Origin of the sequence: Pseudomonas sp. KK18 (assembly GCF_037094675.1) — a bacterium.
Classification (GTDB): domain Bacteria; phylum Pseudomonadota; class Gammaproteobacteria; order Pseudomonadales; family Pseudomonadaceae; genus Aquipseudomonas.
Genome location: NZ_CP146605.1, coordinates 3,823,563 through 3,849,412 on the forward strand (window position 1 = coordinate 3,823,563; position 25,850 = coordinate 3,849,412).

The window sequence follows — 25,850 nt, forward strand, 5'->3', positions numbered from 1 at the left end:
CGTTCAAGGCGTTTGGCGGGCAGCACGCAGCACCGCGCGGAGGATTTCGATATGGGTGCCACAGCGGCAGAGGTTGCCAGACAGTTCGCTGCGCACCTCGGCTTCGCTGGGGTTGGGATTGCGGTCGAGCAAGGCCTTGGCGGTCATGATCATGCCGTTGAGGCAGTAGCCGCACTGGGCGGCCTGTTCATCGATGAAGGCCTGCTGCACCGGGTGCGGGGTCTGGCGGGTGCCGAGGCCTTCGAGGGTGACGATGTTGCGTCCCACGGCACCCGACAGGGGGAAGACGCAGGAGCGTGCAGCCACGCCGTCGATGATCACCGTGCAGGCGCCGCACTCCCCCAGGCCGCAGCCGTATTTGGGGCCGTTGAGTTGCAGATCATTGCGCAGGATCAACAACAGCGGGGTGTCGGCCATTGCGCTGACTTCGCTGGTGTGGCCGTTGACCTCAAGCGTTACCGTGATGTTCTGGCTGGTCATTCGCTTCGCCCGTTGGATTTGGTGAAGTGTCCACTACATCAAACAGTCAAAAAAAAGCGTCGCGTACCTGGGGTCTCGCGACACACTTGACGGGTGAAGTGGTTACTACATCAACGTAGAGCAAAAACGGTGCCAGAAGATGGATGAATAGCTGTGGCGAGGGAGCTTGCTCCCGCTGGGTTGCGAAGCGACCCCAAAAGATGGGCCTGCTGCGCAGTCCAGCGGGAGCAAGCTTCCTCACCACAGGGGATCGGGGTCAGGTTTGGGGGTCTTCGATCATTTTGCGTAGCAGGAAGAGTACGGCGACGCGTTCGGCAGGGTTGAGGTTGCTCAGGGTCAGTTCGGTGATGGTGGCGGCGCAGGGCACGGTTTGCTGCACCAGGGCGGCGCCGGAGTCGGATAGGTTGACCACGACTTTGCGTTTGTCCTGCGGGTCGGGTTCGAGGGTGATCAGTTCGCGGGCCTTGAGGCGTTCGACGATGCCACGGATGGTCGCCTGGTCGACGGCGGTGGCCTTGACCAGTTCGGTGAGCGAACTTGCACCGTGATCGCGCAGGGCGCACAGGGTGACGAACTGCACGGCGGTGAGCTGGGAGTCGCCGACGTTCTGCTGGAAGATCGCCAGGTGACGCTGGTAGGCCTTGCGCAGCAGGTGGCCGACTTGTTCGGAGAAAACGTAGGAATCAGGCACGGCGGGCTCGGGAAGGCGGTGGTCGATGGGGTGGCATGATGGCGGGGTTGTGGAAATGACTCAAGGATCTCATTGCCGGAACGCGGTTGAAATGTGGGAGCGGGCTTGCTCGCGAATGCGGTGTGTCAGGTGGCGCATGTGTGACTGACGTACCGCATTCGCGAGCAAGCCCGCTCCCACATTGGATGTTTAGTGGGCCAGGGAGGCCTTGGGGGCTACGACGTCGCCGGCGATGACTACGGCCTCATCATCGAGGTAGACGTCGCAATTGCGCAGCGGGATGTCCATGTGGCACGGGGTCTTGCGGGTGCCGCCGACTTCGGTGTTGGGGCCGGTGGAGAACAGGAAGTTGCCGTAGAACGCGCGGGCGTCCATGCACATGCCGTCGTTCTTGTCGTGCAGGCCCATGGCCGTCCATTGCGCCCGTGGCTGCAGGCCCCAGCCGATGTGGGAGATGCCATATACCTCGGGGTCGTTGAAGTATTTCATGTAGTCGCGCAGGTATTCGGCCTCGAAACCACCGTGGATTCTGGTGATGAAGCCCTTCTCGATCTCCAGGGTGATTTTCTCCCGGGTGTAGGTCTTGAACGGCAGCAGGATGTCGCCGATATCCAGCACCAGCACGCCCTCTGCAGTTTCCTCATTGGGCCAGGAGAACAGGAAGCCGCTCGGCCAGTGGTCCCAGCGCCCCGGTTCGTCGGCAAAGCCGTATTCGGTGACGGACGGGTATTGCCCCAGCGCCGCCCGGAAATCACTGCCGGCGCGGGATTTGACGTGGATCGAGCGGGCTTTTTTCAGCAGTTCTTCAGCGGCCAGCACGCGCACTTTGTCCTCTTCGGTCGGCAGCATGCGCGCCAGCACTTCCGGGGGTTCAACCGCCAGCAGGATGCGCGTGCCGGTCTTGAGGATCTGTTCCTGCTCCGGCGAGTGCAACAGCATCATGGTGTCGACGATCAGGTCGGCCGCTTCCAGCGCCCGCTGCGCCGCGATATTGCCGGTCAGGGCAGTGTCGCCACAGTAGGCGGTCATGTCATTGCCCATCGCCCGGGGATGGTTGAACGACGGCAACTCCACCGCATACACCTTGGCCCCCAGGCGCTGCGCCGCGTCCATCGCGGCGCGCACGGTGCGCGGGTCGGAGTAATGGCTCTTGAGCACGGCGACGCTCTGGGTCGGGTCGACCTTCGAGAGCTTCAACACATGCTCAAACATCTGGGTCAGTTCGCAATCACTTACCGGCATTTCCTGTCTCCTCAGCTGCTGCACCAAGATCTTGCAGGGCGCTTCACTCTAGTGCGTTTTTATAGCGTATACGCCAATTAATCACGATAAGAACTGATTTCATCATGGACTGCAAGCACCACGCCAAAACGTTACGAATCCACACAAGCCCAGTTATATATGGAGACAACCGGTTACAGGGGATCGATATGGCCAAAAAAACAATTTTTCAGGCGTGGGCTTTTCATTTGAAAAAATGAGCGTATACACTTTAAAAACCTTGCGGACAGACACCGCCGGCCATTATTCGAAAAAGAGGACCACGCCCCATGGGAAGCACACAAAAAATCGCAATCGTCGGCGCCGGCCTTGGCGGTGCCGCCGCTGCCACCCTGCTGCAACAGGCAGGGTTCGACGTGGACATCTACGAGCAGGCGCCGGAGTTTTCCCGCCTGGGTGCCGGGATCCACATGGGCCCCAACATCATGAAAATCTTCCGCCGCATGGGCATCGAAAAACAGCTGGATCTGATGGGTTCGCACCCCGAGCACTGGTTCAGCCGCGATGGTGAAACCGGCGACTACCTGTCACGCATTCCCCTGACTGGCTACGGCGCGTCCTACATCACCGTGCACCGCGGCGATCTGCACGCGCTGCAGATGTCCACCCTCAAGCCCGGCACCCTGCACTTCAACAAGCGCCTGGAAACCCTTGAAGAAACCGATACCCAGGTGCGCCTGACTTTCGCCGACGGCGAGGTAACCTACGCCGACATCGTGATCGGTGCCGACGGCATCAACTCGCGCATTCGTGAAGAGCTGCTGGGTGCCGAAAAACCGCTGTACAGCGGCTGGGTCGCGCACCGTGCGCTGATCCGTGGCGACCAGTTGGCCAAGTACGACCTGAAGTTCGAAGACTGCATCAAGTGGTGGACCGAGGACCGGCACATGATGGTCTACTACACCACCGGCAAGCGCGACGAGTACTACTACGTCACCGGCGTGCCGCACCCGGAATGGGACTTCCAGGGCGCCTTCGTCGACAGCAGCCGGGAGGAGATGTTCGACGCCTTCAAGGGCTACCACCCGACCGTCCAGGCCCTGATCGAATCCACCGAAAGCGTGACCAAATGGCCGTTGCGCAACCGCAACCCGCTGCCGTTGTGGAGCCGTGGTCGCCTGGTATTGCTGGGCGATGCCTGCCACCCGATGAAACCCCATATGGCTCAGGGCGCCGGCATGGCCATCGAAGACGCCGCGATGCTGACGCGCTGCCTGCAGGAAACAGGGATCGGCGACTACCGCACCGCGTTCGAGCTGTATGAAGCCAACCGCAAGGAACGCGCGTCCCGGGTGCAGGCCGTGTCCAACGCCAACACCTGGCTGCGCACCCAGGAAGATCCGGACTGGGTCTACGGCTACGACCTCTACGCCCAGCAATTGAAATCGGGGGTGGCGGCGTGAGCAGCTTTCTCTATGGCGGCAACGTCCAGGCCAATGGTATCCGCCAGCATTACCTGCGTTACGGCGGCAAGGGCCCGGCACTGATCCTGATTCCCGGCATCACCAGCCCGGCGATTACCTGGGGTTTTGTCGCCGAACGCCTGGGTTTGCACTTCGACACCTACGTGCTGGACGTGCGCGGTCGCGGCCTGTCGTCCACCGGCCCGGAGCTGGACTACAGCGCCGACACCTGCGCCGATGACATTGGCGCGTTTGCCGACGCCCTGAAGCTCGACAGCTATCACCTGGTCGGCCATTCCATGGGCGCGCGGTTTGCCGTACGCAGTGCGGTGCGCCATCCACAAGGTGTCAACCGCGTGGTGTTGATCGACCCGCCGATGTCCGGACCGGGTCGCCGCGAATACCCAAGCAAACTGCCGTGGTACGTCGATTCGATTCGTCAATCCCAGGTCGGCATGGATGCGGAGGCGATGCGCGCCTTCTGCGCCACCTGGACCGAGGAACAACTGCAACTGCGCGCCGAATGGCTGCACACCTGCTACGAGCCGGCGATCGTGCGTGCGTTCAATGACTTCCATACCGTCGATTTCCATCAGGACCTGCCGCACCTGGAGGCTCCTGCCCTGCTGATTGTTGCCGGACGCGGCGGTGTAATTCAGGCCGAAGATGTCGCGGAAGTCCGACAGTTACAGCCGACCCTACAGGTCGCCCATGTGCCAAATGCAGGACACATGATCCCCTGGGACGACCTTGAAGGCTTTTTCGCTGCCTTCGGCGACTTCCTCGGCCAGCCCCTGACTGCATAACGGAGACCATCATGCTCAAGCCTTATCGCATCGGCCAGATTGTGCCGAGCTCCAACACCACCATGGAAACCGAGATCCCGGCGATGCTTAACGCGCGCCAGGCGATCCGCCCGGAACGTTTCACCTTTCACTCCAGCCGCATGCGCATGAAGCAAGTGCGCAAGGAAGAACTGGCGGCCATGGACGGTGAGTCCGACCGTTGCGCCATCGAGCTGTCCGACGCCAAGGTCGACGTGCTGGGCTACGCCTGCCTGGTAGCGATCATGGCCATGGGGCTGGGTTACCACCGCAAGTCCGAGCAACGCCTGCGCAAGGCCACCGCCGACAACGACGCCAACGCCCCGGTGATCACCAGCGCCGGCGCCCTGATCGAAGGCTTGAAAGTCATGGGCGCCAAACGCATCGCCATTGTTGCGCCGTACATGAAACCGCTGACCGAACTGGTGGTGAACTACATCCGCGAAGAAGGCTTTGAAGTGGTGGACTGGCGCGCCCTGGAAATCCCCGACAACCTCGAAGTGGCCCGCCACGACCCGGCCAACCTGCCGGCGATTGTTGCCGGGATGAACCTGGAAGGTGTCGACGTAATCGTACTGTCGGCCTGCGTACAAATGCAGTCGCTGCCCGTGGTCGCGAAGGTCGAAGCCCAGACCGGCCTGCCGGTACTCACCGCCGCCATCGCCACCACCTACGCCATGCTCAAGGCCCTGGACCTGGAACCCATCGTCCCCGGCGCCGGCGCCCTCCTGTCGGGAGCCTACTAAAAACGCTTTTGTGGCGAGGGAGCTTGCTCCCGCTGGGGTGCGAAGCGCCCCCAAAAAAACAGGCCTGCTACGCAGCCCAACGGGAGCAAGCTCCCTCGCCACAAGGTTATGTGCACCGTCCATTACCGAGGACTGAAAGATGAGCGAACAATCCGCCGACGCCAACTACCAGGGCGTCTGGGGTAACCGAATCGGCTTCGGCAAAAAATCCGCCCTGCTGATGATCGACTTCATGCAAGGCTATACCACCGAAGGCGCGCCACTGTTTGCCCCCGAAGTGCGCATCGCCGTGGCCGAAAGCGTCGAGCTGCTGGCCTGCGCCAGGCGTCACGGAATCAGCGTGGTGCACACCAATATCCGCTACCATCCGGGCCATTTCGCCGACGGCGGTATCTGGGTAAAAAAGGCCCCGGTGATGAAAGACATGGTCGAGGGCAACCCCCTCGCCGCCTTCTGCACCGAAGTGCTGCCCCTGGCCAATGAAGTGGTCATCACCAAACAATACGCCAGCGCGTTTTTCGGCAGCAGCCTGGCCCCGATGCTGCACGCCCAGGGCATCGACACCGTGGTGCTCGCCGGCTGTTCCACCAGCGGCTGCATCCGGGCCACCGCAGTGGATGCGGTGCAACACGGGTTTCGTACCATCGTCGTGCGCGAATGCGTCGGCGACCGCCACCCGGCGCCCCATGAAGCCAACTTGTTTGATATCGACAGCAAGTACGGCGACGTGGTGAGCAAGCAGGAGGCGATGAGCAAGTTCAAGGAGCAATAACGCGTCAACAGGAACCACGACAAAGAGCGTGGTCCGGAAAAAACTGAGCGCCCACGCTGGAATGCAGTCGAATGTGGGAGCAAGCCCGCTCCCACACTTGATCACCTCCAACAGGGCACCTCAGTCTTCTGTCACTGCCTTTGGAAGTCGCTTTCACAGCACTCCGAAGTGCTGAAAAAGCGGCCGTATAAAAACCATAAGTCACCGCCAGGAGACACCCCAATGCCCATTGCGAATGCAGCGCCCGCGACTACGGTCGCCGATCCGGTCCACACGCTCTACCACAAGATCACCTGGAAGCTGATTCCGTTCCTGTGTTTCTGCTACCTCGCGGCCTACCTGGACCGCATCAATATCGGCTTCGCCAAACTGCAGATGCTCGACCAGCTGCACTTCAGCGAAACCGCGTTCGGCCTCGGTGCCGGGCTGTTTTTTGTCGGCTATATCATCTTCGAAGTCCCCAGCAACCTGATCCTGGAAAAGGTCGGGGCGAAGATCTGGATCGCCCGCATCATGATCACCTGGGGCCTGCTTTCGGCCTGCACCATGCTGGTCACCTCCACCACCCAGTTCTACATCCTGCGGTTCCTGCTGGGTGCGGCCGAAGCCGGGTTTCTGCCGGGCGTGCTGTATTACCTGACCACCTGGTTTCCCACCCATCGCCGGGGGCGGATCATCGCCCTGTTCATGATCGGCCTGCCGCTGTCCAGCGTGATCGGCGGCCCGTTGTCCGGCTGGATCATGGGCCACTTCGACAACATGGCCGGCCTGCGCGGCTGGCAGTGGCTGTTCCTGATCGAAGCGGTGCCCAGCGTGCTGCTCGGTGTGTGGACCTTCTGGGCGCTGCCCAATACCTATCAGCAAGCCAAGTGGCTGTCGCCGGAAGAAAAAACCCTGCTGGAAAGCGAACTGCGCAAGGACGCCGACGGTGCCGCCAGCAAACACAGCTTCCGCGACGGCTTCTTCAACCTCAAGGTGTGGATGCTCGGCGGTATCGACTTCTCGATCCTGCTCAGTGCCTATGCCATGGGGTTCTGGATGCCCACATTCATCCGCAACGCCGGGATTACCGACACTTTCCACATCGGCATCCTCACGGCCCTGCCCAGCGTGGCGGCCCTCTTGGGCATGCTGCTGATCGGCGCCAGCTCCGACAAACACCGCGAACGCCGCTGGCACATCATCGTGCCGTTCTTCATCGGCGCGGCGGCGATGGCTACCAGCACGTTCTTCACCCATAACGTGGTCGCCACCGTGGCGCTGTTTGCGATTGCCTCGGCGGCGATCATCGGTGCGGTGCCGGTGTTTTTCAGCCTGCCGGCGACCTTCCTGAAAGGCACCGCAGCGGCCACCGGCTTTGCCCTGGCCTGCTCGCTGGCGAACATCGCAGGCCTGGTGAGCAACTCGTTGATGGGCGTGGCGATTGACGTCACCGGCAGCAGCGCAGGGGCCTTGTGGTTTTTTGCCGGCTGCCTGATTCTCAGCAGCTTCCTGGTGATCGCCTTGCCGGCGAAGCTGGTAAACCGTTAACAACAACAATTTTTCGGGTGAGTCTCCATGCAAGGTTTCATCAAGCGCTGTGCCCTGCTTGTCGCCGTGGGCCTGTGTGCCGGTACGGCGCAGGCCGCAGAAAAGGTCATCTTCGACACCGACTTCAACGTGCTCAACGATGACGGCCAGGCCTTTATCATGCTCGCCCAGCTGCACGGGCAAAAACGCATCGACCTGCTGGGCATGACCCTGGTCAGCGGCAACGCCTGGGTCGACCAGGAACAGGTCGACGCCCTCAAGGCGGTGGAACGCATGGGTGTGGAAAAGGAAGTCGGCGTGTATTCCGGCGCCGCCTACCCGCTGCTGCATGACTACGCCACCTATGAGGCGGAAAAAGCCCTGTTCGGTTCCGGCTGGCCGGGTGCGTTCAAGAACCCGCGGCCAACCAGTGCCTCACAACTGGTCGCGCCACCGGACGGCCTGGCGACCCACACCAGGCTGCGCAAGGAAACCGCCGCCCAGTTCATCGTCGACAGCGTACGGGCCAACCCCCACGAGGTAACGATCCTGGCGGTCGGCCCGCTGACCAACATTGCCCTGGCGATTCGCTCGGCACCGGACATCGTGCCGCTGATCAAGCGCATCGTGTACATGGGCGGCGCGCTGGAGATTCCGGGCAACACCACGCCGGCGGCGGAGTTCAACTGGTGGTTCGACCCGGAGGCGGCGAAGATCGTGTTGCGCTCGCCCATCGAACACGTGATTTTTCCCAACGATGTCTGTGAGAAAGTCACCTTCGACAAGTCGGTGTATGAGCGGGTGATCGCACACAAAGGCCCGATTGCCGACCTGTACAAGCACGAGTTCGGGCCACTGTTCGCCAAGGACCCGGCTTACCACAGCTTCACCTGGGACAGCCTGCCGGCACTGTTTCTCGTGAACCCCGGGATCGTCACCGAATCCCGCGAGCTGTGGGTGGACGTGGATGCCACCTTCGGCGCCGACTATGGCCGGGCACTGGGCTACAAGAAAGGCGCGCCGGTCGGCACGCAAAAGGCCAAGGTGGTCTTCGCGGTGGACCAGAAGCAGTTCTGGGACGGTTATGTAGGGTTGGTGACGCTGCCGACGCCGGTCAACATCTTCCGCTGAGTGCGCCGGAACTTGAGGGGCTGTGGTTTAATTGCGCGCCTTTGCCCAGCCCTTCAAGGAATCCGTTGTCGATGAATCAGCCCGCCACCAAAGTCCTGGTCATTGGCTACGTCTGGCCAGAGCCTCGCTCCTCGGCGGCCAGCGGGCACATGATGCAGATTCTGGAGAGTTTCCTGGCCCAAGGCTGGGACATCACCTTCAGCAGCCCGGCGGTCACCGGCGAACACAAGGCCGACCTGCCCGCCCTGGGCATTCGCGAATGCGCGATCGAGTTGAATAACAGCAGTTTCGACGCGTTTATCCAGCAATTGGCTCCGGATATCGTGCTGTTCGACCGTTTCATGATGGAAGAACAGTTCGGCTGGCGCGTGGAAAAATCCTGCCCGAATGCTCTTCGGGTGCTGGAAGCATCCGACCTGCAAAGCCTGCGGGACGCCCGCCACCAGCGCCTCAAGGATTTCCTGAAGGCGCACCCCGAAGCTGATGACTTCGACGCGCTGTTCAGCCGGGACCTGGCCGCCGAATTCGATGACATGGCCGATACCGACCTGGCCAAGCGCGAGATCGCCGCGATCTACCGCTGCGACATCAGCCTGATGATCTCCGATGTGGAAATCCAGTTGCTGACCGAACACTTCAAGGTGCCCGCTGCCCTCCTCCACTGGTGCCCGCTGATGCTGGTGCCGCCCACCGAAGCCTTTGCCCCCTTTGAGGACCGTGCCCACTTCCTGAGCATCGGCAATTTCCGCCATGCGCCGAACTGGGATGCGGTGTTGTGGATGAAGAACAGTGTGTGGCCGCTGATCCGCCAGCAACTGCCCGGCGCTCAACTCCACGTGTACGGCGCCTATACGCCACCCAAGGCCACCGCGCTGCACAACCCGGCCCAGGGCTTCCACGTGATGAATTGGGCCGAGGATGCATTGCAGGTCATGAGCGCTGCGCGTATCTGCCTGGCGCCACTGCGCTTTGGTGCCGGGATCAAGGGCAAGCTGGCCGACGCGATGCTCTGCGGCACACCCAGCGTTACCACACCGATTGGCGCCGAAGCCATGGGCGAACCGTGGCCCGGCGTGGTCGAACACAGCGCCAATGCACTGGCTGCTGCGGCGGTTGCGTTGTATCAAGACCCGCCACGCTGGACCCAGGCCCAGGAAGATGGCCGGCAGTTACTGGCCCGCCGTTACGCCCACGACCTCCACGGCCCGGCCCTGGTGGAGCGCCTGGAGCAGTGCCGCCGCCAGTTGGCCGAGCACCGTCGGAACAATTTCACCGGCAGCATGCTGCGCCACCACCTGCACAAAAGTACCCAGTACATGGCGCAGTGGATCGAGGCGAAAAACCGTACGCTGTAGACACAGACGCTGGCGAGGTGGCGCGCAAGGGGGCATTATCCTTTTCGCAACCACAATAAAGCGACTGCAGCATGACCCGAGCAGCGAGAATCACCGATCCTTCCTACGAGCTGATGGACGATCACAACGGTCTGTCCATCATCTATCGCCAACACGGCTTCCCGTGCCCGTTGGTGCGCTGGCATTTCCACAAGGAATACGAGCTGCACCTGATCGTTGCCAGCTCCGGCAAGGTGTTTATCGGCGACTACATCGGCAACTTCTACCCGGAAAGCCTGTTCCTCACCGGCCCCAACCTGCCCCATAACTGGATCAGCCAGGTGGCCGAGGACGAAGTGGTGCCCAAGCGCGACATGCTGGTGAACTTCACCGACGAGCTGTTCGACGGCGGCAGCCATGTCTTTGCCGAGCTCAAGACCCTGGCGCCACTGCTGGAACGGGCGCAATACGGCATCGAATTTCGCTGCAAGAAAACCATCGCCCAGGCCATGACCCTGATGCAGCGCATCGAGGACGCCCAAGGCATGGCGCGCCTGGGGCACTTCTTCATCCTGATGGAAGTGCTGAGTGCCTGCGAGGACTACCAACTGCTCTCCGGCGTGACCACGCCGCAACTGGCGGACGAACACAGCATCGACCGCACCAACCGCGCGGTGGACTACATTTTTGCCCACTACGCGCGGGAGCTGTCCCTGGAAGAGGTGGCCGAATACCTCGGCATGAAACCCACCTATTTCTCCCGCGTATTCAAACAAGCCACCGGCCGCACCTTCATCGAATTCGTCAACCGCCTGCGCATCAGCAAGTCCTGCGAGCTGCTGGCCGATGGTGACAAAGCCGTGACCGATGTGTGCTTCGAGTCAGGCTTCAACAACATCTCCAATTTCAACCGCCGCTTCCAGCAGCTCAAGGGCATGACCCCCTCGCACTACCGGCGCCTGGCGGTGCAGCGGTTAACCGAGCAGAACCTCGCCTGAAAACGCGCGCTCCTGTGGGAACCCGCTTGTGTGGGAGCGGGCTTGCTCGCGAATGCAGTGTGTCAGGCAGCGCAAATGTCGGCTGATTCACCGCCTTCGCGAGCAAGCCCGCTCCCACATTTGCATCGCGCTCACGCAGGAAGCCGATCGCTCCCAGCGAATCGTTTCAGCAATTTTCCGCTGCAGTGCAAAAAAGTATCAGTAAAAGTGCTCCCAAGGATTTGTCAGCACGTCAATTGAAGGCTGTAATCAACGCACACTCTTCCAGCTGTCGTGGAAGACACAACAACAATAACTGTCCTTCTGCAGCCCCTGGGCGCAGAAATGGAGTGCGCGATGAAGTTCACAGCCAAAGCTCTGCTTGCCTGCACCTGCATGACCCTCAGCGCCGTCAGTCTTGGCGCGCAAACCCTGACCATTGCCACCGTCAACAACAGCGACATGATCCGCATGCAAAAGCTCTCGAAAACCTTCGAGACCGAGCATCCGGAGATCAAGCTGAACTGGGTGGTACTCGAAGAAAACGTCCTGCGCCAACGCCTCACCACCGACATCGCCACCCAGGGCGGACAGTTCGACGTGTTGACCATCGGCATGTACGAAGCTGCACTCTGGGGCGCCAAAGGCTGGCTGGAACCGATGAAGGACCTGCCTGCTTCCTACGACCTGGACGACGTTTTCCCTTCCGTGCGTGACGGTCTTTCCGTCAAGGGCTCGCTGTATGCCCTGCCGTTCTACGCCGAAAGCTCCATCACCTACTATCGCACCGACCTGTTCAAGGACGCCGGGCTGACCATGCCCGAGCACCCGACCTGGACCCAGATCGGCGAATTCGCCGCCAAACTCACCAACAAGGACAAGGAACAGTACGGCCTGTGCCTGCGGGGCAAAGCCGGTTGGGGCGAGAACATGGCGCTGATCACCACCTTGGCCAACGGCTACGGTGCACGCTGGTTCGATGAGAAGTGGCAGCCGGAATTCAACGGGCCTGAGTGGAAAGACGCGCTGAACTTCTACGTCGACAACATGAAGAAATCCGGCCCGCCGGGGGCTTCCAGCAACGGTTTCAACGAAAACCTGGCGCTGTTCAACAGCGGCAAGTGCGCGATCTGGGTGGACGCCAGCGTCGCCGGCTCGTTCGTCACCGACAAGACCCAAAGCAAAGTGGCTGACCACGTCGGCTTCACCTTTGCCCCGCACGAGAAGACCGACAAAGGTACTTCGTGGCTGTACTCCTGGTCCCTGGGGATTCCAACCAGTTCCAAAGCCAAGGACGCTGCCAAGGTGTTCACCACCTGGGCCACTTCCAAGGAATACAGCCAGTTGGTCGCCAAGACCGACGGGATTGCCAACGTACCGCCAGGTACCCGCAAATCGACCTACAGCGACGAATACATGAAGGCCGCGCCGTTTGCCAAGGTGACGCTGGAATCGCTGAAAGTCGCCGACCCGAAAGACCCGTCGGCCAAGCCGGTGCCGTATGTGGGCATCCAGCTGGTGACCATTCCTGAATTCCAGGCGATTGGTACCCAGGTCGGCAAGTTCTTCTCCAGCGCACTGACCGGTGGCTCCACTGCCGAAAAAGCCCTGGCGGATGCACAGACCTTCACCGAACGCGAAATGAAGCGGGCCGGTTATCCCAAGTAAAGCGGTCTCACCACACTGAATGTGGGAACCCGCTTTATGTAGGAGCCGGGCTTGCCCGCGATGCAGACAACTCGGTCTGTCAGTTTCACCGAGGCGCTCTCATCGCAGGCAAGCCAGCTCCCACATTTGACCGCACTCCGACCCGCATTCCGCATGTACCTGACTGGTCCTGATCACCATGAATACCACCACTGCCCAAGTGCAAACCGCTACGCCGGACAAGCCGCGTAAAAGCCGCCTGATCAACCCCGGCTGGTTCCTCGTCAGCCCCTCGGTGGCCTTGTTGCTGCTGTGGATGATCGTGCCGCTGGGCATGACCCTGTACTTCTCGCTGATTCGCTACAACCTGCTCTACCCCGGCGAAAACCAATTCGTGGGCCTGGAGAACTTCACCTACTTCATCACCGACTCGGGCTTCCTGCCCGGCGCCACCAACACCCTGTTGCTGGTGGGCAGCGTGTTGCTGATCAGCGTGGTGTTTGGCGTATTGATCAGCGCCCTGCTGGAAGCCAGCGAGTTCTTTGGTCGCGGCCTGGTGCGGGTGTTGCTGATTTCACCGTTCTTCATCATGCCCACCGTCGGTGCGCTGATCTGGAAGAACCTGATTTTCCATCCGGTGTCGGGGATCCTCGCCTACGTGTGGAAGCTGTTCGGCGCCCAGCCGGTGGACTGGCTGGCCCATTACCCGTTGCTGTCGATCATTATCATCGTGTCCTGGCAGTGGCTGCCCTTCGCGATCCTGCTGCTGATGACCGCCATGCAGTCCCTCGACCAGGAACAGAAGGAAGCCGCCCGCCTCGACGGTGCCGGCGCCATCGCGATCTTCTGGCACCTGACCCTGCCGCACCTGGCACGTCCGATTGCCGTGGTGGTGATGATCGAAACGATCTTCCTGCTCTCGGTGTTCGCCGAAATCTTCACCACCACCAACGGTGGCCCCGGCTACGCCTCGACCAACCTCGCCTACCTGATCTACAACCAGGCGCTGGTGCAGTTCGACGTGGGCATGGCCTCGGCCGGCGGCTTGATTGCCGTGGTCATCGCCAATATCGCGGCGATCATCCTGGTGCGGATGATCGGCAAAAACCTGACTGACAAGCCTTGAGGGCCGCGCCATGACGCTTCAACAATCCCGCCGCCTGCAAAGCGTGCTGCTCGGCACCCTGGCCTGGGCCATCGCGATCCTGATTTTCTTCCCGATCTTCTGGATGGTGCTGACCAGCTTCAAGACCGAAATCGACGCGTTCGCCACGCCGCCGCAGTTCATCTTCACGCCGACGCTGGAGAACTACCTGCACATCAACGAGCGCAGCAACTACTTCAGCTACGCCTGGAACTCGGTACTGATTTCCTTCAGCGCCACCGCCCTGTGCCTGCTGATCTCGGTACCGGCCGCCTACTCCATGGCGTTCTACGAGACCAAGCGCACCAAGGGCACGCTGCTGTGGATGCTCTCCACCAAGATGCTGCCGCCGGTGGGCGTACTGATGCCGATCTACCTGCTGGCCAAGAGCTTCGGCCTGCTGGACACGCGCATTGCGCTGATCATCATCTACACCCTGATCAACCTGCCGATTGTGGTCTGGATGGTTTACACCTACTTCAAGGACATCCCCAAGGACATCCTCGAAGCCGCCCGTCTGGACGGCGCCACGCTGTGGCAGGAAATGGTCCGGGTGCTGCTGCCTATCGCCAAGGGCGGCCTGGCTTCCACGGTGTTGCTGTCGCTGATCCTGTGCTGGAACGAGGCGTTCTGGTCGCTGAACCTGACCTCGTCCAATGCCGCGCCGCTCACCGCGTTAATCGCCTCCTACTCCAGCCCCGAAGGTTTGTTCTGGGCCAAATTGTCTGCCGTGTCGACCCTGGCCTGTGCGCCGATCCTGATCTTTGGCTGGATCAGCCAGAAACAGCTGGTCCGCGGTTTGTCCTTCGGCGCCGTGAAGTAACGGCTCCTTCAAAAATATTTAGAAGCGGAGGCCCATCATGGCCAACCTGAAAATCAAGAATCTGCAAAAAGGCTTCGAAGGTTTCTCCATCATCAAGGGCATCGACCTTGAAGTGAACGACAAGGAATTCGTGGTGTTCGTCGGCCCGTCGGGCTGCGGCAAATCCACCCTGCTGCGCTTGATTGCGGGCCTGGAAGAAGTCACCGAAGGCACCATCGAACTGGATGGCCGCGACATCACCGAGGTCACCCCGGCCAAGCGCGACCTGGCAATGGTGTTCCAGACCTACGCCCTGTACCCGCACATGAGCGTGCGCAAGAACATGTCGTTTGCCCTGGACCTCGCCGGCGTCGACAAGAAGATTGTCGAGAGCAAGGTCAACGAAGCAGCACGTATCCTGGAGCTGGGCCCTTTGCTTGAGCGCAAGCCAAAGCAGTTGTCCGGCGGCCAGCGCCAGCGTGTCGCCATTGGCCGTGCGATTGTGCGTAACCCGAAGATCTTCCTGTTCGACGAACCCCTGTCCAACCTCGATGCCGCCCTGCGGGTGCAGATGCGCCTGGAGCTGTCGCGCCTGCATAAAGAGCTGCAAGCCACGATGATCTACGTGACCCACGACCAGGTCGAAGCCATGACCCTGGCCGACAAGGTTGTCGTACTCAACAGCGGCCGCGTGGAACAGGTGGGCTCGCCGCTGGAGCTGTATCACCAGCCGGCCAACCTGTTTGTCGCAGGCTTTTTGGGCACGCCGAAAATGGGTTTCCTCAAGGGCAAGGTCACTCGCGTTGACCCACAGAGCTGCGAAGTCGAACTGGACGCCGGCGGCCGCATCAGCCTGCCCCTGAGCAGCGCGACCTTGAGCGTCGGCAGCGCCGTGACCCTGGGCATTCGCCCGGAGCACCTGGAAATCGCCGCGCCGGGGCAAGCCACCCTGACCGTCACCGCCGACGTCGGCGAGCGCCTCGGCAGCGACACCTTCTGCCACGTGATTACCGCCAGCAAGGAGCCGTTGACCCTGCGGATCCGTGGCGACATGGCCAGCCAATATGGCGAGACCCTGCAGCTGTACCTGGACCCGACCCAATGCCATCTGTTCGACGCTGAGGGTGTTGCCGTGGCCCGCCCACTGCGCGCCGCCGCCTGATTTCGCGAGAATTTCCCGATGAAACTGAACAAGCAAAACCTCACGCAACTGGCGCCCGAAGTGCAACTGCCGGCCTATGCGATTGCCAATACCAGCCAGGGCATCGCGCACATCGGCGTTGGCGGGTTTCACCGCGCCCACCAGGCGTATTACACCGATGCCTTGATGAATACCGGCGTGGGCCTGGACTGGAGCATTTGTGGTGTGGGCCTGCGCAGCGAGGACCGCAAGGCGCGGGACGACCTGGCCGGCCAGGACTACCTGTTCACCCTGTATGAACTGGGCGACACCGACGACACCGAAGTGCGCGTGATCGGCTCCATCAGCGACATGCTGCTGGCCGAAGACGGCGCCCAGGCGTTGATCGACAAGCTGGCCAGCCCGCAGATTCGCATCGTCTCGCTGACCATCACCGAAGGCGGCTACTGCATCGACGACAGCAACGGCGAGTTCATGGCCCACCTGCCGCAGATCCAGCATGACCTGGCCAACCCGGGCTCGCCGAAAACCGTGTTCGGGTTTATCTGCGCGGCGTTGACCCAGCGCCGGGCCGCCGGGGTGCCGGCATTTACCGTGATGTCCTGCGATAACCTGCCCCACAACGGCGCTGTGACTCGCAAGGCGTTGCTGGCCTTCGCCGCGCTGCATGACGCTGGCCTGCACGAGTGGATCAAGGCCAACGTGAGCTTTCCGAATGCGATGGTCGACCGCATCACGCCAATGACCAGCACCGCGCACCGCCTGCAATTGCATGACGATCACGGCATCGACGACGCCTGGCCGGTGGTCTGCGAGCCGTTTGTGCAATGGGTGCTGGAAGACAAGTTCGTCAACGGCCGCCCCGCGTGGGAGACGGTGGGCGTGCAGTTCACCGATGACGTGACACCGTATGAAGAGATGAAGATCGGCCTGCTCAACGGCAGCCACCTGGCATTGACGTACCTGGGCTTCCTGAAGGGCTATCGCTTCGTCCACGAGACCATGAACGACCCGTTGTTCGTGGCCTACATGCGCGCCTACATGGACCTGGACGTCACGCCCAACCTGGCGCCGGTTCCGGGTATCGACCTGACCGAATACAAGCAGACCCTGGTGGACCGCTTTTCCAACCAGGCGATTGCCGACCAGCTGGAGCGCGTGTGTTCCGATGGTTCGTCGAAGTTTCCCAAGTTCACCGTACCGACCATCAACCGCCTGATTGCCGATGGTCGCGAGACCGAGCGTGCTGCGCTGGTGGTGGCGGCCTGGGCGTTGTACTTGAAAGGCGTGGATGAGAATGGGGTGATCTACCGGATTCCAGACCCTCGCGCCGAGTTTTGCCAGGGGCTGGTGACGGAAGATGCGTTGATCAGCAAGCGACTGCTTGGGGTGGAAGAGATTTTTGGTACGGCTATTCCCAACTCGCCCGAGTTTGTGGCAGCGTTTGAGCGGTGTTTCGAGAGCCTGCAGGATGTGGGTGTGAGCAAAACGCTGGAGCGGCTGCTCGCCAACCTCAACTGACGGAACCGAATCAAAAATGTGGGAGCGGGCTTGCTCGCGAAAGCGGTGGATCAGTCAATATTTGCATAACTGACACACCCTATTCGCGAGCAAGCCCGCTCCCACATTGACCGAGTTCTCCCATAACAATGTGCTGAGCGACCTACCATGACCCAGCAAAACCTCTACCTCGGCATCGACTGCGGCACCCAGGGCACCAAGGCCATTGTCCTCGACGCCAGCAGCGGCAAAGTCCTGGGCCTGGGCGCCGCCAGCCACACGCTGATCAGCGGTGCCAACGGCCGCCGCGAACAGCACACCCAGGAGTGGCTGGACGCGTTTACCGAAGCCACTCACCGCGCCTTGCAACAGGCCGGTGTGGACGGCCAGGACATCCTCGCCATCGGCGTTTCCGGCCAGCAACACGGCCTGGTGTTGCTGGATGACCAAGGCCAGGTGCTGCGCCCCGCCAAGCTGTGGTGCGACACCGAAACCGCGCCGGAAAACGATCGCCTGCTGCAGCACCTCGGTGGTGAAAGCGGCTCCCTGGAACGCCTCGGCGTGGCCATCGCGCCGGGCTACACCGTGTCCAAGCTGCTGTGGACCCGCGAACAGCACCCGGAGGTGTTCGCACGCATCGCGCATATCCTGCTGCCCCACGACTACCTCAACTACTGGCTCACCGGCCGCGCCTGCGCCGAATACGGCGATGCCTCCGGCACCGGCTATTTCAACGTGCGCACCCGTGAATGGGACCTGGCACTGTTGCGCCACATCGATCCCGACGGGCGCCTGGAAGCTGCGCTGCCCGAGTTGATCGAGGCCAACCAGCCAGTGGGCACCATCCTGCCAGCCATCGCCGAGCGCCTGGGCATCAACCCGAACGCCCGGGTGTCCAGCGGCGGCGGCGACAACATGATGGGCGCCATCGGCACCGGCAATATCGCCCCCGGCGTGATCACCATGAGCCTGGGTTCATCCGGTACCGTGTATGCCTTTGCCGATCAGGCCAACGTCAGCCCGCAGGCGTCGGTGGCGACTTTCTGTTCATCCAGCGGCGGCTGGCTGCCGTTGATCTGCACCATGAACCTGACCAACGCCACCGGGGTCATCCGCGAGCTGTTCGACCTGGATCTGGTGGCGTTCAACGGGTTGGTGGCCCAGGCACCGATCGGCGCCGACGGCGTGAGCATGCTGCCGTTCCTCAATGGCGAGCGGGTGCCCGCCCTGCCCCACGCCACCGGCAGCCTGCACGGCCTGACGATGACCAATCTGACCCGCGCCAACCTGTGCCGCGCCGTGGTCGAAGGCACTACCTTCGGCTTGCGCTATGGCCTGGACCTGCTGCGCCAGACCGGCCTGCAAAGCCAGAGCATCCGCCTGATCGGTGGCGGCTCGAAAAGCCCGGTGTGGCGGCAGATGGTCGCGGATATCATGAACACCGAAGTGGTCTGCACCGAACAAAGCGAAGCCGCAGCCCTGGGCGCGGCAATCCAGGCCGCGTGGTGCCAGTCCGGTGAAAGCCTGGCGCAGTTGTGCCAGCGCTGCGTGAGCGTCGACGCAGCCAGCCGCACACTGCCGGATGCCGGCAGCGTCAGCGCCTACCAGCAGGCTTATGAGCGTTATCAACAGCACGTGGCATCCCTTTAAGAGCGAACGAATATGTATTTGGTATGTGGCGAAGCGCTGTTTGATTTTTTCAGCGAGGACGATGCCAGCGGCAAGGCATCCAGGGTCAATTACAAGGCGATTGCCGGCGGCTCGCCGTTCAACGTCGCGGTAGGCTTGCGTCGACTGGGAATCGACGCGGGCTTTTTCGCCGGGATCTCCGACGACTACCTGGGCCGACGCCTGTTGCAGGTGCTCAAGGACGAAGGCGTGGGCGAGGATTACCTCGTGGAATTCTCAGCGCCCACCACCCTGGCAATGGTCGCAGTGGGCGCCAATGGCTCACCGCAATACAGCTTTCGCGGTGAAGGCTGCGCCGACCGCCAGTTGCAACTTGAGCATCTACCGGCGTTGGGCGACGAAGTGCGTGGCGTACACATCGGCTCGTTCTCACTGGTGGTGCAGCCGATTGCCGACACGTTGCTGGCCCTGGTACGCCGGGAAAGCGGCAAGCGCCTGATCAGCCTCGACCCCAACGTACGCCTGAACCCGGAGCCGAACATCGAGCTGTGGCGCGCCCGCGTGGCCGAGCTGGTCAAGCATGCCGACCTGATCAAGGTCAGTGACGAAGACCTGCACCTGCTCTACCCCGGCCAAACACCGGAAAGCGTCCTGCAGGGCTGGTTGCAGCACCGTTGCCAACTGGTGTTCCTGACCCGCGGCGGCGACGGCGCGACGGTGTTCAGCCGCCAGCACGGCAGCTGGTCGGCCCCGGCGGTCAAGGTGGTCATGGCGGACACGGTTGGGGCTGGCGATACCTTCCAGGCCGCGTTGATTGCCTGGCTGACCGAGCAGCGACTGGACTCGGTGGAGGGCCTGCAACAGCTGACCCGGGAGCAGATCAGCAGCATGCTCACCTTCGCCATCCGCGCTGCCGCACTCACCTGCAGCAAGACCGGGCCGGACCTGCCCTACCGCCAGCAATTGAACTAGCCCAGCCTGCCCCCGCGCGCTGCGGGGGCAACTCATTTACTCCTTTCTCCTTTCCTCCACAACCTGTCAACTTTGACAGTTGTCAGTCGTGGTTTTCGGGTCAAGACTCCGGTTACGCCTCAATCTCAAGGAAGTGGCGCCAACATCATTGTGTTGCCGGGAGATTTTATGAAAAACATCAAGATTGGCTTGTTCGTAGGGATAGTGTTGGCCACGTCGGTTGCTCGCGCAACGCCACTGGATACCACGACAGACCTGGAGTCTATTGCATGGGAACATGTGTCCTTTGTGTCTATAGCACCCTATGCCCCATTGAAAACTTTGAGCCCAGAAAAGAGCGCCACTCAACCCGGATTCCCTACGGGTTTCTGTAACGGCACCTCGGCAAATGGGATCAGTTGCCGCACGGGAGCGGGAAAAGCTGTCGGACATACACGCATAGGGGTGAATTTGCACTATTGAAGTGGCCAGCATGAGCCGGATACTTGGTTTGCGCAGCACGGGATCGTGTTGGCCACGTTGGTTCCAGGCGCAACGCCCGTCGACACAAAGGCAATTCTGGAAGATGTGAGGAGACCCAGTTGGACAGCTATACGCTGGAGGGTTTCAGCGGTAATGCGCAGGTACGCATGAGCTGGTAGGCTCACGCTTCCCTAGCGCGGGTAACCGCCCGGGCAACGATGGCGCCCACCACCGCCCCCACTATCGGTGCCGCCCAGAATAGCCACAACTGCATCAGGTATTCCCCGCCGGCAAACAATGCTGGCCCGGTGCTGCGCGCCGGGTTGACCGAGGTGTTGGTGACGGGGATGGCCACCAGGTGAATCAGCGTCAGGGTCAGGCCAATGGCAATCGGCGCAAACCCGACAGCCGAACCCGGGCCGGTGACACGCATGATGATGAACACAAAAAAGAACGTCCCCACCGCCTCGACCACCAACGCGGCCAGCAGGCTGTAATGCCCGGGGCTCAATTGGCCATAGCCGTTGGCGGCGAAAGCGCCCACTTCAAACCCCGGACGACCACTGGCGATCAGCGCCAACACGGCGGCGGCGACAATCGCACCGGCGACTTGGGCAATGATGTACGGCACCACGTCAACGCCCGGCATCCGGCGCCCCACCCATAGGCCGATGGTCACCGCCGGGTTGAAGTGTGCACCAGAAATACTGCCCACCGCGTAGGCCATCGTCAGCACCGTCAAGCCAAAGGCCAGGGCGACACCGGCGAAGCCGATCCCGAGTTCCGGAAACGCCGCGGCCAGTATCGCGCTGCCGCACCCGCAGAAGGTCAACCAGAACGTCCCAAGAAACTCTGCTGCGATTTTCTTTTGCAAACCAACTCCACCCAATGCCAACGCCATCCGATTGATGGGCCTGGCGGCGACGGTAGCAAAAGCGATTAACTTGGCTGTATCAGACTTGTCCGGTAAACCGGTGAGCCTTTTTCTATGGCAGCGTTGCAACGACTGCATCGTCGGTGCCCGTGCTGTCTTCAGCACCGCCTGCCACATAAGTGCCGTTTGGGGATATCGCCGTCAGACCGCTTTCCTGACCGCCGCCGAACTGTGGAATGGCCACGGTTCCCGTCGCAGAAGTCCAGGTGGCGGCCTGGTGATGCTCGCCGGCATTTTCGCTGGTCAGTGCCACGACGTCGTTATCACTCAAATCCACGAAGCCTATATGTGTGCCGCCTGCCAACGGCGGAATCAACTGAGTGCTGCCCGACGAAGGCGTCCAGAAGGCCAACAGATGATGGCCATTGCTGTCCTGGTACGACACAACGGCATGCCCGTTATTGTTCAACCGCAAACCGGTGATTCGAGATGCCCCCGATACACCGCTGATGCTGCTCAACTGAACCGGCGTGGCGCTTGGATTGGGCCAGTAGACGGCTTGGGGCACATCCGGCGCCGAGAAGTGGCAAGTGCCCAGCAACTGCACTGCATTGTTTACGCTGCTTACGCTGCAGCCCGTGCTACCGGCAGGTGTGGTCAAGGGCGTCGTGACCAAGGTGCCCAGTAGCCCGGTTTTCTGCACGACTTTGGCGACGGTGTTGCCAGACGCAGGATTCGGGCAGTCGAGCGCAACGGTGGGCACACCGTTTATAGGCGTGTTGTTGATGTCGGCGGGAAAGCAGTTGTCGTGCAGGGCGGACACTTGAAGCGGGGCTGTACTCCCGGAAAACCACAACACTGCCGTTGCGTCACCGGTACCGCTTAAGCTCGCCCCGGCCAATACATCGCTCTGGTTGAAGGCACTAATGACAGTGCGCGCCTCAGGCAGTAATCCAGTGCCCAATACCGAGACGGCTTGCAACGCCACCGGCGCAGCGCCCGGCGTAGCGCTGTTCCAGATGACGGCGGTGGCTCGATTGTCTGCCATTTTGCATGAGCCCGCTATTTGTCCGTTATTGTCTATAGCCACGGCGGTGCAGCCTTGGCCACTCACCAATGGCGGTAGCGGAACTTCAGTGCCTGCCGTGGACGCGACCCACGCCACGGATGGCCCCGAAGTAGTGCCCGGGGTACAGGTACCCACCACAACGCCCGAGTTGTTGACCGCCAAGGAAACACATTGCTTCCCGGCAGCCGTGCCTTCACCGACGAATGTTGCTGCGCTGACAGCGCCTGTATAGGCAGTTGCACCCGCCATCGCGAGAACCAGCGTGCGGTTGATCAAATTGTTCATGGCTATTCTTTCCTTGGAGGCCAGTTTGATGGCCGGCGGGTGAGACGTTTCAAGCGCCGGGGCAACCTAGTTATGGCACAGTTCCCAGGACAGACAACTGTCAGAGTTGACAGGTTGTGAGGTGATAAAAAAAGGCGTAATAGATGCTTCCCTCACGCAGCCCACGCCCCCATGAAGATGAAGCTTTTGTCAGTAAAGCCTCACTTAATCGATGGTTAATCCCCCGGGAAGACAGTTGATTCGACCGCACTCGCACGGCTCCAACCGTTGCCCAGGGCGGCCGCGGCTCATCACGTTGTTGAGCCTGCGAACGACTTGCGGAGAAACACCATGAAACTGCGTACGTTAATGCTCGGTGCTGCACTGGCCCTGACGGCTGTAACGGGGATGGCGCAGGCTGACACCGCACCCGTCGTCACGCCTTATCACTACGGCGAGAAGATGGATGTGCAGAAGGTGCTTGCCATGCATGAAACCGATACCAATGAATGCAAGGTGATCAAGGCCGATATCAAGTTCGTGGACAGTCAAGGGAAAGTCCAGGACGTGGGATATCGCAAACTGTCGGAAGCCTGTGATTTCCAGAATTGAACCGATCGGCTTTTTTGTAGGAGCGAGCTTGCTCGCGAAAGACTCCAGCGAAACGCGGGCATCCTGAATGTACGCGGGCCTTGCGTTCTTCGCGAGCAAGCTCGCTCCTACAGGGGTATCCTTGAGCGCTCGTTACGGCTGAAAGGATTCGCCATGCAAGTGCACTTCCGTCCCCTCGCTACCTTCACTGCCCTGCTGTGCTTTGCCCTCGCGCTGATCTGGGGTTTGCGCCCGGACCTGCTCCTGTGGGTGTGGAGTGTTGAATACTCCAGTGCCACCGGCCTGGTCGCCCGACGCAACGCCGCGCTGTTCCTGGCCATTGGCATCATGTTTTACCGCGCCCGCCATTCCCCACCTGATGCGACACGGCATGCCATGACCTCCGGCTTTGCGATCGGCTGTTTTGTGCTGGCGATGTTGGGGATCAGCGAATGGATCAGCGGCCATGCGGGCCCGGGGATTTTGCTGGCGGTGATCACGGAAACGGCGTTGGGCCTGGCGTTTCTCCAGGCCCGCAAGTCTTCACTGATTGAAGCTCAACCGTCCGTTTAATAGACGTCCGTTTAATAGAAAGGACGCGCACCGGCTCGTTTGAGGGCCGGGGCATGGGTGTGGGTGTGCTTGAGGTCTTCACGCAACTCGGTAATCAAATTGCAGATCGCCCGACTGCTGTCGAGCTTGTTCGCGCAAATGCCGGTGACCACCAAGTCGACCCGGTCATGGTCGATTTCGTGATAAACCTTCACCGTCAGCGAGGCGTCTGGCGCCTTGGTGACTTCACAGCGCTTAGGCAGAAAACTTCCTTCAATAATGCCGCGTAATTCCAGATCCGAAAGCATGGCCGACCTCTCCTTTTATGAGATTGCCAATCGATTGTTATCAATATTCTTTATTCGTACGGCTGGCGAACGCGGTGACACGCTCGCCGTTTGCGCCTGACCAGCCCTGGCAGACGGCTTTGCTTACCCAGCGTACTAGGCTCGCTCGAAATGCGTTGGATCCTTTCCTCATAAGCGACGACATTACTTATATAAGTTACGTGGCAGACCGCCATCAATCCTCCCGTTTGAGGTATGAACCGTCGTGCTTGTAGCTCATTCAGGGTTGTAACAGGATCTTATAAAGCATTAAACGTGCCGCCATACGCACTGCCCTGCGCCCCAGACAAATCGGGGCTTTCGGACAAAATTACGTGCCGTCGATTCATGCGTCTTGCAATGAGCCTCCCTTGGCATCATGCAAATTGAAAGACCGCTCGCTATAAGTGCCCGCAACAAACTTTTTGACGCCTTCATAACCACTATCCAAACGGATGAATGTAACTAAATTAAACAGTCTTTAGGTTACACGTTTAACCTGTCTGAGCAGCCACTCGTTCAGCAACATGCCGCAAACTATCGAAGTTGATATTGGCCCCGGAGTTGATCGCCACCCATGTTTGCCCCTGGAGGCCAGTCTTCCCGACATACTTGCGGATACCGGCGACAGCCAGGGCACCTGAAGGCTCAGTGATCGAGCGCGTATCGTCGTAGATCAGCTTGATGGCACTGCACAGTTCGTCATTGCTGACGGTGATCACTTCATCCACATGGTGCCGGCAGATTTCAAAACCATAGGCGCCGATCTGGGCCACGGCCGTGCCATCGGCAAAGCTGTCGACACTCGGCAACACCACCCGGCTCCCAGCGCGCAAGGCTGCCAGCAGGCAACTGGAGCCTTCGGGCTCGACGCCGATGATGCGCACTTCGGGCCGCAGGTATTTCACGTAGGCCGCGATACCGGCGATCAACCCGCCGCCGCCCACCGGGACGAAGATCGCGTCCAGCGGGCCCTGCTGCTGACGCAGCACTTCCATCCCCACTGTGCCCTGCCCGGCAATCACGTCCGGGTCGTCGAACGGCGAAACAAACGTACTGCCGGTGGCCTCGGCCAATTGCAACGCATGGGCCAAGGCGAACGGAAAGCTGGCCCCATGCAACACCGCCTCGCCGCCTCGGGAGCGTACGCCCAACACTTTCAGCTCCGGGGTGCTGCACGGCATGACAATCGTCGCCTTGATCCCCAACTCCCGCGCCGCCAATGCCACGCCCTGGGCATGGTTGCCCGCCGACGCGGTGATGACGCCCCGGGCCTTTTGCTCGGCGCTGAGTTGCACCAACTTGTTGTAGGCGCCACGGATCTTGAAGGAAAAGGTCGGTTGCAAGTCTTCGCGCTTGAGCAGGATCTGATTACCCAGCAGCGCCGAAAGCGCCGGCGCTGCCTGCAATGGCGTGCGCACCGCCAGGTCGTAGACCGGGGCGGCCAGGATCTTCTTCACGTAGTGCTCAAGCAATCCCGAATCTTGGGGCTGGCTCGCCGGGCGGGTACTCATGGATGTCTCCTGGGTGTTTACAAGGCCCTGGAGACGGAAAAACAAAACCCGCCTCTAGGGCGGGTTTGGGTGCAGCCGTGTGCTATCCCGCCAAATGAGGAATGGCGGTAATAATGCTTGGCTGGCAACGAAAGGTTTGAAATGTCATGAATCAAAATTAACCGGCGCCATCCGGCAAGTCAATGGCGAAACGCCAGGCTTTACGCGAAGCATAC

General features: G+C 61.0%; 24 protein-coding genes. 17 read left to right on the forward strand and 7 right to left on the reverse strand.

Going from position 1 to position 25,850, the window contains the following annotated elements:
• Positions 1–3: 3 nt before the first annotated feature.
• From V6607_RS17315 to V6607_RS17325, 3 genes are all read right to left on the reverse strand, one after another.
• Positions 4–480 (reverse strand): (2Fe-2S)-binding protein, encoded by a 477-nt coding sequence (locus V6607_RS17315; RefSeq protein WP_008436149.1) that lies wholly within the window; start codon positions 478–480, stop codon positions 4–6.
• 256 nt (positions 481–736) lie between these two features.
• Positions 737–1,171 (reverse strand): MarR family transcriptional regulator, encoded by a 435-nt coding sequence (locus V6607_RS17320; protein ID WP_003215338.1) that lies wholly within the window; start codon positions 1,169–1,171, stop codon positions 737–739.
• 189 nt (positions 1,172–1,360) lie between these two features.
• The gene (locus V6607_RS17325) at positions 1,361–2,413 is read right to left on the reverse strand and encodes a 2,5-dihydroxypyridine 5,6-dioxygenase (RefSeq protein WP_003215335.1); all 1,053 of its coding nucleotides are present in this window, start codon (positions 2,411–2,413) and stop codon (positions 1,361–1,363) included.
• Positions 2,414–2,721: 308 nt separating this feature from the next.
• Here V6607_RS17325 and V6607_RS17330 point away from each other — a divergent pair, with 308 nt between their 5' ends.
• The 15 genes from V6607_RS17330 to V6607_RS17400 all read left to right on the forward strand — a co-directional run bounded on the left by V6607_RS17330 (position 2,722) and on the right by V6607_RS17400 (position 19,983).
• Entirely contained in the window at positions 2,722–3,855 is a 1,134-nt protein-coding gene (locus tag V6607_RS17330; RefSeq protein ID WP_003215332.1) for an FAD-dependent monooxygenase, read from the forward strand.
• Positions 3,852–4,661 carry an alpha/beta hydrolase gene (locus V6607_RS17335; RefSeq protein ID WP_008436143.1) on the forward strand — a complete coding sequence of 270 codons (810 nt, stop codon included), beginning with the start codon at positions 3,852–3,854 and terminating at the stop codon, positions 4,659–4,661. The genes V6607_RS17330 and V6607_RS17335 overlap by 4 nt, the downstream gene beginning before the upstream one ends.
• Positions 4,662–4,672: 11 nt before the next feature.
• Positions 4,673–5,425, forward strand: a complete 753-nt coding sequence (locus V6607_RS17340; protein WP_003215329.1) for a hypothetical protein — start codon at positions 4,673–4,675, stop codon at positions 5,423–5,425.
• A gap of 139 nt (positions 5,426–5,564) precedes the next feature.
• Positions 5,565–6,197 carry an N-carbamoylsarcosine amidohydrolase gene (locus V6607_RS17345; RefSeq protein WP_003215327.1) on the forward strand — a complete coding sequence of 211 codons (633 nt, stop codon included), beginning with the start codon at positions 5,565–5,567 and terminating at the stop codon, positions 6,195–6,197.
• 222 nt (positions 6,198–6,419) lie between these two features.
• The gene (locus tag V6607_RS17350; protein WP_338739418.1) at positions 6,420–7,727 is read left to right on the forward strand and encodes an MFS transporter; all 1,308 of its coding nucleotides are present in this window, start codon (positions 6,420–6,422) and stop codon (positions 7,725–7,727) included.
• Between the two features lie 27 nt (positions 7,728–7,754).
• Positions 7,755–8,837: a nucleoside hydrolase gene (locus tag V6607_RS17355; protein WP_008436139.1), complete on the forward strand. Its 1,083-nt coding sequence runs from the start codon at positions 7,755–7,757 to the stop codon at positions 8,835–8,837.
• 71 nt (positions 8,838–8,908) lie between these two features.
• Positions 8,909–10,192 (forward strand): glycosyltransferase, encoded by a 1,284-nt coding sequence (locus V6607_RS17360; protein ID WP_008436137.1) that lies wholly within the window; start codon positions 8,909–8,911, stop codon positions 10,190–10,192.
• Positions 10,193–10,263: 71 nt separating this feature from the next.
• A complete protein-coding gene (locus V6607_RS17365; protein WP_003215319.1) occupies positions 10,264–11,169 on the forward strand; it encodes an AraC family transcriptional regulator in 906 nt (301 codons plus the stop codon).
• 336 nt (positions 11,170–11,505) lie between these two features.
• Entirely contained in the window at positions 11,506–12,816 is a 1,311-nt protein-coding gene (locus V6607_RS17370; RefSeq protein ID WP_003215317.1) for a sugar ABC transporter substrate-binding protein, read from the forward strand.
• A 178-nt stretch (positions 12,817–12,994) separates the two neighbouring features.
• The gene (locus V6607_RS17375) at positions 12,995–13,921 is read left to right on the forward strand and encodes a sugar ABC transporter permease (RefSeq protein WP_003215314.1); all 927 of its coding nucleotides are present in this window, start codon (positions 12,995–12,997) and stop codon (positions 13,919–13,921) included.
• Positions 13,922–13,931: 10 nt separating this feature from the next.
• On the forward strand, positions 13,932–14,762 hold the full coding sequence (locus V6607_RS17380) for a carbohydrate ABC transporter permease (RefSeq protein WP_003215312.1): 831 nt from the start codon (positions 13,932–13,934) through the stop codon (positions 14,760–14,762).
• Positions 14,763–14,799: 37 nt separating this feature from the next.
• Positions 14,800–15,903 carry a sn-glycerol-3-phosphate ABC transporter ATP-binding protein UgpC gene (ugpC, locus tag V6607_RS17385; protein WP_003215310.1) on the forward strand — a complete coding sequence of 368 codons (1,104 nt, stop codon included), beginning with the start codon at positions 14,800–14,802 and terminating at the stop codon, positions 15,901–15,903.
• Between the two features lie 18 nt (positions 15,904–15,921).
• Positions 15,922–17,403, forward strand: coding sequence for a mannitol dehydrogenase family protein (locus tag V6607_RS17390; RefSeq protein WP_134326703.1), 1,482 nt, complete (start codon positions 15,922–15,924; stop codon positions 17,401–17,403).
• 147 nt (positions 17,404–17,550) lie between these two features.
• A complete protein-coding gene (xylB, locus tag V6607_RS17395; protein WP_134326704.1) occupies positions 17,551–19,032 on the forward strand; it encodes a xylulokinase in 1,482 nt (493 codons plus the stop codon).
• A gap of 12 nt (positions 19,033–19,044) precedes the next feature.
• Positions 19,045–19,983, forward strand: coding sequence for a carbohydrate kinase (locus tag V6607_RS17400; protein WP_134326705.1), 939 nt, complete (start codon positions 19,045–19,047; stop codon positions 19,981–19,983).
• Between the two features lie 643 nt (positions 19,984–20,626).
• Here the strand turns inward: V6607_RS17400 and aqpZ are convergent.
• Together aqpZ and V6607_RS17410 are read right to left on the reverse strand one after the other, a co-directional pair.
• Complete coding sequence (gene aqpZ / locus V6607_RS17405) at positions 20,627–21,319, reverse strand: aquaporin Z (RefSeq protein ID WP_008436121.1); 693 nt, start codon at positions 21,317–21,319, stop codon at positions 20,627–20,629.
• 112 nt (positions 21,320–21,431) lie between these two features.
• Positions 21,432–22,673 carry a hypothetical protein gene (locus V6607_RS17410; RefSeq protein ID WP_008436119.1) on the reverse strand — a complete coding sequence of 414 codons (1,242 nt, stop codon included), beginning with the start codon at positions 22,671–22,673 and terminating at the stop codon, positions 21,432–21,434.
• A 330-nt stretch (positions 22,674–23,003) separates the two neighbouring features.
• Between V6607_RS17410 and V6607_RS17415 the strand changes: the two genes are divergently transcribed.
• On the forward strand, positions 23,004–23,264 hold the full coding sequence (locus tag V6607_RS17415; RefSeq protein WP_008436118.1) for a DUF2790 domain-containing protein: 261 nt from the start codon (positions 23,004–23,006) through the stop codon (positions 23,262–23,264).
• A 153-nt stretch (positions 23,265–23,417) separates the two neighbouring features.
• Entirely contained in the window at positions 23,418–23,816 is a 399-nt protein-coding gene (locus V6607_RS17420; protein ID WP_102369172.1) for a hypothetical protein, read from the forward strand.
• Positions 23,817–23,827: 11 nt separating this feature from the next.
• On the opposite strand, the gene V6607_RS17425 is transcribed toward V6607_RS17420, so the two are convergent.
• Positions 23,828–24,103 carry a DUF1652 domain-containing protein gene (locus V6607_RS17425; protein ID WP_063029815.1) on the reverse strand — a complete coding sequence of 92 codons (276 nt, stop codon included), beginning with the start codon at positions 24,101–24,103 and terminating at the stop codon, positions 23,828–23,830.
• 512 nt (positions 24,104–24,615) lie between these two features.
• The gene (ilvA, locus tag V6607_RS17430) at positions 24,616–25,635 is read right to left on the reverse strand and encodes a threonine ammonia-lyase, biosynthetic (RefSeq protein ID WP_102606112.1); all 1,020 of its coding nucleotides are present in this window, start codon (positions 25,633–25,635) and stop codon (positions 24,616–24,618) included.
• Between the last annotated feature and the right edge of the window lie 215 nt (positions 25,636–25,850).